At 76.8% G+C, this 8,203-nt stretch carries 8 protein-coding genes; 2 read left to right on the forward strand and 6 right to left on the reverse strand.

All coding sequences use genetic code 11. The features are described from left to right. Positions 1-69: 69 nt before the first annotated feature. Positions 70-1,008: a rhodanese-related sulfurtransferase gene (locus FLM69_RS10630; protein ID WP_141844182.1), complete on the reverse strand. Its 939-nt coding sequence runs from the start codon at positions 1,006-1,008 to the stop codon at positions 70-72. A 93-nt stretch (positions 1,009-1,101) separates the two neighbouring features. Between FLM69_RS10630 and FLM69_RS10635 the strand changes: the two genes are divergently transcribed. Together FLM69_RS10635 and FLM69_RS10640 are read left to right on the forward strand one after the other, a co-directional pair. Continuing rightward, entirely contained in the window at positions 1,102-1,875 is a 774-nt protein-coding gene (locus tag FLM69_RS10635; protein ID WP_101967387.1) for a GNAT family N-acetyltransferase, read from the forward strand. Continuing rightward, positions 1,872-4,472, forward strand: coding sequence for a DEAD/DEAH box helicase (locus FLM69_RS10640; protein ID WP_101967386.1), 2,601 nt, complete (start codon positions 1,872-1,874; stop codon positions 4,470-4,472). Before FLM69_RS10635 ends, FLM69_RS10640 begins: the two co-directional genes overlap by 4 nt. Here the strand turns inward: FLM69_RS10640 and FLM69_RS10645 are convergent. The 5 genes from FLM69_RS10645 to FLM69_RS10665 all read right to left on the reverse strand — a co-directional run bounded on the left by FLM69_RS10645 (position 4,388) and on the right by FLM69_RS10665 (position 7,949). Next, entirely contained in the window at positions 4,388-4,831 is a 444-nt protein-coding gene (locus FLM69_RS10645) for an Rv3654c family TadE-like protein (protein ID WP_101967385.1), read from the reverse strand. The genes FLM69_RS10640 and FLM69_RS10645 overlap by 85 nt on opposite strands. Next, positions 4,828-5,280 (reverse strand): TadE family type IV pilus minor pilin, encoded by a 453-nt coding sequence (locus FLM69_RS10650; protein WP_141844184.1) that lies wholly within the window; start codon positions 5,278-5,280, stop codon positions 4,828-4,830. Before FLM69_RS10650 ends, FLM69_RS10645 begins: the two co-directional genes overlap by 4 nt. Continuing rightward, entirely contained in the window at positions 5,273-5,506 is a 234-nt protein-coding gene (locus FLM69_RS10655; RefSeq protein ID WP_044658881.1) for a DUF4244 domain-containing protein, read from the reverse strand. Before FLM69_RS10655 ends, FLM69_RS10650 begins: the two co-directional genes overlap by 8 nt. Before the next feature lie 176 nt (positions 5,507-5,682). Then, the gene (locus FLM69_RS10660) at positions 5,683-6,720 is read right to left on the reverse strand and encodes a type II secretion system F family protein (RefSeq protein WP_141844185.1); all 1,038 of its coding nucleotides are present in this window, start codon (positions 6,718-6,720) and stop codon (positions 5,683-5,685) included. Between the two features lie 104 nt (positions 6,721-6,824). After that, positions 6,825-7,949, reverse strand: coding sequence for a CpaF family protein (locus FLM69_RS10665; protein WP_255502833.1), 1,125 nt, complete (start codon positions 7,947-7,949; stop codon positions 6,825-6,827). Between the last annotated feature and the right edge of the window lie 254 nt (positions 7,950-8,203).

Raw genomic sequence — 8,203 nt, forward strand, 5'->3', positions numbered from 1 at the left:
TAGCGAGTTCTGTGTGTTTTATTGCTGCGGCGACCACCGAGATGTACACTTATGCGATCGTCGGCAGCGTCAGATGTGTATAAGCGACGGCCTCTCAGCGGGGTGGGGGCGGTGGGCGCAGACAGGACAGCGGTGCTCGGGGTCGTCGGCGGCGCAGGCCGCACAGCGGACCTCGAGCGTGGTGCAGGCCGGGTCGGCGCAGTTGCGCAGCGCCGAGGTCGGTGCCTCGCACGCGACGCACCGGCCGATGGTCTCGGCGTCGGCGGTGAAGCGGGTGGACAGGCGCCGGTCGAACACGGCCAGCTCGCCCCGCCACAGTCCGGCGTCGCCACGGGCCTCGCCGTAGCGGACGATGCCGCCGTCGAGCTGGTAGACCTCGGCGAAGCCGCGGTCCTTGAGCAGGGCCGAGAGGACCTCGCAGCGCACGCCGCCCGTGCAGTAGGTGATCAGCGGCGCGTCCTTGAGGTGGTCCAGGGCCCCGGAGTCGACGGCGGCGAGCAGGTCGCGGGTGGTGTGCGCGTCCGGGACCACGGCCCCGTCGAAGCGGCCGATGGCCGCCTCGACCGTGTTGCGGCCGTCGAGGAAGCGCACGGGGTTGGCGGTGCCGGCGCGCTCGGCGACGAGCGCGTCCACCTGGGCGGGGGTGAGCCGCTCCCCCGTGCCGACGACGCCGCCCGCGTCCACGGTGACGCGCTCGGGGGCCCCGAACGCGACGAGCTCGGGCTTGAGCTTGACGGAGAGGCGGGGGAAGTCCGCCGCCGAGCCGTCCGACCACTTCACCTCGAGATCCCGGAACGCCGGATGCTCCCGCGTGCCGCGCACGTAGCGCTTGACCGCGTCGACCGGCCCGCCGACGGTCCCGTTGATCCCCTGCGGCGACACGATGATCCGGCCGGTCAGGCCGAGGGACGCGGCGAGCGTGCGCTGCCACAGCCGCACCGCCTCGGGGTCGGCGAGCGGGGTGAACCGGTAGTACAGCGCGATGCGGGAGAGGGCGGCGGTGCTCATCGAGGTCCAGGCTAGTGCGCGACCCCGGACGTGACGGCCGTGAGGGACGGGCGGGGCCTGGCCCGCACCGGCCTCACGCCTTACCCTTCAGACATGACTGAGCATCTGGATCCGGCACTGGTCGACATCTGGTTCGCGGCCTGGTCGCGATCGCGCGGCTACCGCGTCAGCCAGGAGGCGGGGCGACGCGCGGCCCTGCGCACCCCCCGCCCCGCCCACATGATCCCCGGCGGCTCCGGTCGCGCCACGGTGGATGTGCCGGCCACGTGGGAGCACGTGGTGGTGAACCCCTCCCGCGCGGAGCTGGAGGACCTGCGCGAGGCGGTGCGGGACCAGGAGCAGATCCTGCTCACCGTGTTCGGCGACGCCGGCGAGGACCCCAAGGCCATGGGTCTGAAGGCCCAGGCCGAGCCGGAGCGCTTCATGACCATGGACATGGACCCCGAGCTGCAGGACGTGGAGCCCCCGCTGCTGCCCGAGGGCTATGAGGCCCGCGTGGACCAGCCGATGGAGGGCAGTCGTCGCCTGCGCATCCTGGCCGTCGGCGCCTCGACCGCGCCGGAGGGCGAGGAGGAGCTCGCCGCCCTCGGCTGGGTCACCGAGGAGGACGGCACCGCCGTCTACGACCGGATCTGGACGTCCCCGAACCACCGTCGTCGCGGCCTCGGCTCCCTCGTGATGCGCTATCTCACCTCCGAGGTCATGAGCGAGGGTGAGATCAGCCGCGGCCTGCTCGTCGCCTCCCCGGACGGGCAGAAGCTGTACCGCCACCTGGCCTGGACCGACCTCGGCCCCGTGTCCATCTGGGGTCGCGGCCTGGCCGAGGACAACCCCACCGCCGAGCACACCGGCACCATGGGGGCGTGACCGGCCACCTCCCGGAGCACGATCCCTGGGCGGATCCCGCGGGCGGCTGGGGGCCGCCCGGCACGGCGGACGCCGCGCCGCCCGTCGACGACGCCGCCCCGGACTCCTCCGGACCGGAGCCGCAGCCCGTCGGTGAGATGGTGGCCGACGTCGTGGCCGGGCTGTCCGTCACGGCACCCGGCGACCTGCGCCCGGACATCCCGGCGGGGGCCGGACTTCGTGCGGCGCTGGGCCGGACCGGGCTGCCCGAGCAGATCCGCCACGTCACCGAGCTGCCCGCACGGCAGGCCCGGCACACGGACTGGCCCGCGGACGCTCCGGAGGGCCTGGTCAGGGCGTTCGCGGCGCGCGGCGTCGAGCGGCCGTGGCTGCACCAGGTGCGGGCCGCGGCCCTGGCCGGCGCGGGGACGCACACCGTGCTCGCCACGGGCACGGCGTCGGGCAAGTCGCTGGGCTACCAGCTGGCGATCGGCACCCGGCTGGCCGCCGACCCCCGGGCCACCGCGCTCTACCTCGCCCCCACCAAGGCCCTCGCGGCGGACCAGCTGACCTCCTGGCGCGCCCTCGAGCGGGACGGCGCCCCGGGGCTGCGCGCGGCCCCCTACGACGGCGACACCGCACCGCAGGACCGGATCTGGGCCCGCGAGCACGCCAGCGTGCTCATGACCAACCCGGACATGCTCCACGTGGGGATCCTGCCGCACCACGAGCGGTGGGCCGCGTTCTTCCGGAACCTGGCGTTCGTGGTGGTGGACGAGTCGCACACCTACCGGGGCGTCTTCGGCTCGCAGGTGGGCATCCTGCTGCGCCGGCTGCGGCGCATCGCCGCCCACTACCGCGGGGACCGGCCGGAGACCGTGTTCATCGGGGCGTCGGCGACGTCGGCGGATCCGGCCGGGCACTTCGCCCGGCTGATCGGGGCGCCGGCCACGGCCGTCACCGAGGACGCGTCCCCGCACGGGTCGGTCACGGTGGCATTCTGGGAGCCGGAGCTGACGGACCGCCGGGGCGAGAACGGCGCGCCCGTCCGCCGCTCGGCCATGGCCGCCGCCGCCGACCTGGTCACCGACCTGGCCCTGCAGCAGGTCCGCACGCTGGCGTTCATCCGCTCGCGGCGCGGGGCCGAGGCCATCGCGAGCGCGGCCAAGCGGCAGCTCGAGGAGGTCGAGCCGGGGCTCGGCACCCGGATCGCGGCCTACCGCTCGGGCTACCTGCCCGAGGAGCGGCGGGAGCTGGAGGCGGACCTGCGCTCGGGTCGGCTGCTGGGCATGGCCTCGACGCCGGCGCTGGAGATGGGCATCGACGTCGCGGGGCTGGACGCCGTGGTGGTGGCCGGCTGGCCGGGCACCCGAGCGTCGTTCTTCCAGCAGATCGGCCGCGCCGGGCGCGGCGGCCAGGACGCGCTCGCGTTCTTCGTGGCCTCGGACGACCCCCTGGACACGTTCGTGGTGGACCACCCGGAGGCCGTGTTCGACCTGGGCGTGGAGGACACCGTGGTGGACCCGGAGAACCCACACCTGCTCGGCCCGCAGCTGTGCGCGGCCGCCGCGGAGCTGCCGATCACGCCCGAGGCGTTCGGCTGGTTCGGGGAGCCGGAGCGCGTGCGCGCCCTGTTGGACGTGCTGGTCGAGCAGGGGCTGCTGCGCCGTCGGCCGGCCGGCTGGTTCTGGACGCACCCCGAGCACGCCGCCGGCATGGTCTCCCTGCGGGACGACGGCGGCGGCCCCATGGACATCATCGACGCCGAGTCCGGCGCCCTGCTGGGCACGATGGACTCGCCCCAGACCCACTACCAGGCGCATCCCGGCGCGGTGTACGTGCACCAGGACCGCACGTACCTCGTGGAGGAGCTGGACGAGGACGCGCACGCGGTGGTCGTCACACGCGCCTGGCCGGACTTCACCACGCAGGCCCGGGACGTCACGGAGATCGAGATCGTGGCGGTGCACCGCCGCCTGGACGCGCGCGAGGGCACCCTGCGCTGGTGCCTCGGGGACGTGCAGGTCCGCACCCAGGTGGTGTCCTTCCAGCGCAAGGCCCTGGTCTCCGGGGAGGTGCTCGGCGAGGAGCCCCTCGACCTGCCGGCACGGGACCTGTTCACCTCCGCGGTGTGGTTCCAGGCGGCCTCGGACGAGCTCATCGCCGCGGGGCTGACCACGGATCGCCTGCCCGGCGCCCTGCACGCGGCCGAGCACGCGATGATCGGCATGATGCCGCTCGTCGCCTCGAACGACCGCTGGGACATCGGCGGCGTCTCGATGGTCCTGCACCCGGACACCGGCTCCCCCGCCGTGTTCGTCTACGACGGCCGGCCCGGCGGGGCGGGCTTCGCCGAGCGCGGCTTCGAGCAGGCGCGTCGCTGGGTCGAGGCGACGGCGGGGGCCATCGCGGCGTGCGAGTGCGCGGAGGGCTGCCCGTCCTGTGTGCAGTCCCCCAAGTGCGGCAACCGCAACAGCCCACTGGACAAGGCCGGTGCGCTGACCGTCCTGCGGTTCCTGATGGACCACGCCGATCACCTCGTCCCGGCGGACGCCTCGACCGACGGCTCGGGCGGCGCCTCCTCCGGCGGGGCCACGGACGCGGCGCCCGGGGCCTGAAACCGCGGCGGGCCCGCGACGGCGTCGGCCGTGGCCGCCGGCAGCGGGGCGCGGGTGAGCTCGACCGCGACGCGCACGGTCCCGTCCTCGCGCACCTCGCACGCCACGACGGCGGCCCCGTTGCGTTCGGCGGTCCGCCCGGCCAGCGCGCACGGCTCGTGGTCGGAGAGCCCGCGCCGGGCGTCGGAGGCGGCGAGCGCCGCCAGATCGGCGGCCCCGGCCACCCGGGCGCCGGTGACCGAGGCCTGCCCCAGCGCCGCGACCGCCAGCAGCAGCCCCGCCCCCAGGGCGGCGGTGCCCAGGACGGACACGGTGCCCGAGCCGCGTTCGCCCCGCGCGGGCGCCCTCCCGCGGGTCATGACCGGTTCTCCGGCGAAGCGGCGGGCGTTCCGGGCCGCTGGTCGGGGGCGGCGGCGTGCGCGGTGAGGGTGAGGGCCTCGGCCCAGGCGAGCGGCCCGGGGCCGGGCTGGACGACCTCGACGGTCACCCAGCCGCCCTCGACGGTGTGCGAGAGCGAGGCGTCGTCGCCGGCCATGCGTGCCACGGCGTCTCGGGCCACCGCCTCGTCGTCGCCCCGGGCGAGGATGCGGGCGGCCGACGCCGCCGCGTCCTGACCCCGCACCCGCTGCACCGCGGCGGCGCCGGCCAGCAGGACGGATACGAGCACGAATGCGATCACGGGCAGCAGCACCGCGTACTCGGCGGTGACGGCCCCGGTCTCGCCGCCCCGGAGCGCCCGGGGCCGCCCCGCCGTCCGGGCGCCCGTGCGGCGCGCGGACGGCGGGGCGGAGGTCGGGTGCTCAGTCACGCTGGAGCGCCCCGGTGACGAGGTCCACGAGCAGCGACTGCACGTCCGGGCTGGTGAGCACGACGGCCAGCACACCCGCGAAGCCCACGGCGGCGAGGGTGAGGATGCCGTACTCGGCCGTGATCGCGCCGGTCTCCTCGCCCGCAGCGTCGACGACGCGGGCGAGGCGGTCGCGGTCGCTGGGGCGGGTGACGGCGGGCTGGGCGGTGTGGGAGCGGTGGGTCATGGTGGTCCTCCTGGAGTGGGCCCCGCGGTGCGGGGCGGTGGTGACGGCCCGGCCGGGCCGCTGGTCCCAGGCTGGCCCGCTCCGGGGCCCGCGCGCCGGGGGCGATGCGGATCCGGGGATGGGCCGGGGCGATCGGGGCCCTGTGCAGGACCGGACGCCCCGGCGTCGCCACGGCCTCAGCCCGGTCCCGCCCCGAGCAGGGCCATGACGACGGGCACCACGCCCCAGCACACGAAGGCGGGCAGCAGGCACAGCCCCAGCGGCATCACCAGGCGCACGGCGAGCTCCTCGGCCGCCCGTTCGTCGGCCCGCCGGGTCTGCTGACGGACGGCGGCGGCAGTCTCGGCCAGCGTGCGGGCGCCGGCCATCCCGGACCGGTGCAGCGGTCGCAGTCGGGCGGCGGTCTCGATCCACACCGGGTCCGTGTCGAGGCCCGCCCACGCCTCGTCCCAGTCCCGGCCCCAGAGCAGCAGCGCCGCCGTGGCCCGCAGGCCGCGGGCGCCCGGCAGGGTCCGGCCGAGGTCGTCCAGCGCGGCGGGCAGGGATCGGCCGGCGCTGAGCAGCGCCGCCAGCACGTCCAGCACGACGGCGGCGCCCACGGCCGCCGGCTCGCGCGCGGCCGAACGCAGCAGCAGGCGCGTCCAGGACCGCCCGGCCAGCCAGAACAGCAGCCCCACCGCGGCGACCACGGCGCCGACGGGCGAGCGGACCAGGTCCCACGGGGAGGTGCCGAGCAGCCACGCGAGGCCGAGGCCGCCCAGGGGCAGCCACTGCAGCAGTCGGGACGTCGCGCCCGGCCCCGCCGCGGCCGAGCGGCGGGCCCGGGCCGCGTCCACGTCCGCCTCGAGGCTGTGGGCCAACCGCCGGGCCACGGCTGCGGGAGCCGCGCCCGCCCGGGCCCCGGCCGCGAGCGCCGCATCGATCAGCGCCCAGCCCGGGTCCCGTGCGGGGGTCCGCCAGGACGGGGTCCCGCCGCGGCGCGCCGCCTCCCGGTGCAGGGTGGCGTCATGAGCCATCGCGTCCCCCGCCTCCACATCCCAGGCCAGCGCCTCGGCCCGGCGTCGGGCGCGGTGATGGGCACAGCATGCGGCACCCGCCTCGCCCGGACCCGACCCGCAGGCGGGCAGGGTGCACGCGGTCTCCCGCCAGGCCTGCTCCTCGGTCAGGCCGGCCGCGACGAGGGCGGCCCAGCGGCGCAGCGCGCCGACGAGCACCTCCGTCTCCTCCTCCGGCCTCGCCCGCCCCGCCCGCCAGGGCAGCAGCGGCTCGGCACGCCCAGCGCGCGACCGTCGTGTCTGCCCTGCCGCCGTCGTCGTGCTCACCGGCCGCTCCGCCCCGCCAGCCGGGCCGCGAGCGCGGGCACGCCGGGTCCCTCGACGGTCCGCCCGCCCGTCGCCTCCGTCCCGGGCCGCCACGTGAGGGCGGGCAGCAGGACGAACCCGTCGGCGCGCGGGTCCGGGACGGCGAGCTCCACGGGGTGCCGCCCGTGGCCGTCGCGGGCGATGTGCAGCACGGCGTCCACGCCGGCGCGGGCCTGCGCGGCCACCGTCTCGGGCCGCCAGCCGGCCAGGGAGGCCATGGCCGTCAGCCGGGCGGGCACCTCGGCGGCGGCGTTGGCGTGCAGGGTGCCCCACGCGCCCTGGTGTCCCGTGTTCAGGGCGGTGAGGACGTCGGCCACCTCGGCGCCGCGGCACTCGCCGACCACGAGCCGGTCCGGCCGCATCCGCAGCGCGTGGCGGACGAGCTCGGCCAGTCCGACCTCGCCGGCGCCCTCCGCGTTGGCGGCGCGGCACTGCAGGGCGACCACGTGCGGGTGATCGGGCGCGGCCTCGGCCGTGTCCTCCACGACGACGATCCGTTCGTCCCCCGGCACCCGGCCGAGGGCCGCGGAGAGCAGCGTGGTCTTGCCCGCCCCGGTCGCGCCGCTGACCAGGACGGTGGCGCGGTCGCGCACGAGCGCCTCGAGGGCGTCGGCCCAGAGGGCACCGTCCGGCCAGCCGTCGGCCAGCGCGGCCAGCGACGGCGTCGCCGCGGCCGGGATCCGCAGGCTCAGCAGGGTGCCGCCGCCACTGACCGGGGGCAGGACCGCGTGGACGCGCACGCCGCCCACGCGGGCGTCGGCCAGCGGCACCGCCGCGTCGAGGCGGCGGCCGGCCCGGTGCAGCAGCCGCACCGCGAGCGCCCGGGCGGTCTCGGGGTCGAGCCGATCGGGGCGGCGGACGAGGCCCCCGTCCCCGTCGGTCCACACCGCGCCCGCGCCGTCCACGAGCACGTCGGTCACGCCCGGGGTGCGCACCCAGGGTGCGAGCGGGCCGAAGCCGTCGAGCTCATCGACCAGCGCCGCCACGCGCGGGTCGTCGATCGGCGCGTCGAGGGCCTCGGCGATCAGCGGGGCCAGCGGCGGCTCCGCCCCGTCCGCGGCCGAGGCACGGGCCTCGGCCACGCGTCGGCGTACGACGGCGGCGTCCAGCCCGTCGGGGCCCGCTGCGGGTGCGGCGAGCGGCGGCGCGGCGACCTGCGTGCGTCCCGGCTCGGCCGGGCCGGTGCGGGGCCCTGTCGCCTATACCCCTCTTACCTCTCCCGCGGCCGCATATGTGGCGGCACCAGTTGCTGCCTGTTCTGCTATCAAAACAGAATGAGAAACGACAGAAGCCAACTGTTCTACCGCTACTATTGTAGATGCTACGTATATTACTA

This window comes from Micrococcus sp. R8502A1 (assembly GCF_006704135.1).
Classification (GTDB): domain Bacteria; phylum Actinomycetota; class Actinomycetes; order Actinomycetales; family Micrococcaceae; genus Micrococcus; species Micrococcus luteus.

What these genes read in the sequence shown, in the direction of transcription:
- FLM69_RS10630 (WP_141844182.1), bottom strand. Translation starts at nt 1,008, where the DNA reads ATGAGCACCGCCGCCCTCTCCCGCATCGCGCTGTACTACCGGTTCACC.
- FLM69_RS10635 (WP_101967387.1), top strand. Translation starts at nt 1,102, where the DNA reads ATGACTGAGCATCTGGATCCGGCACTGGTCGACATCTGGTTCGCGGCC.
- FLM69_RS10645 (WP_101967385.1), bottom strand. Translation starts at nt 4,831, where the DNA reads ATGACCCGCGGGAGGGCGCCCGCGCGGGGCGAACGCGGCTCGGGCACC.
- FLM69_RS10655 (WP_044658881.1), bottom strand. Translation starts at nt 5,506, where the DNA reads ATGACCCACCGCTCCCACACCGCCCAGCCCGCCGTCACCCGCCCCAGC.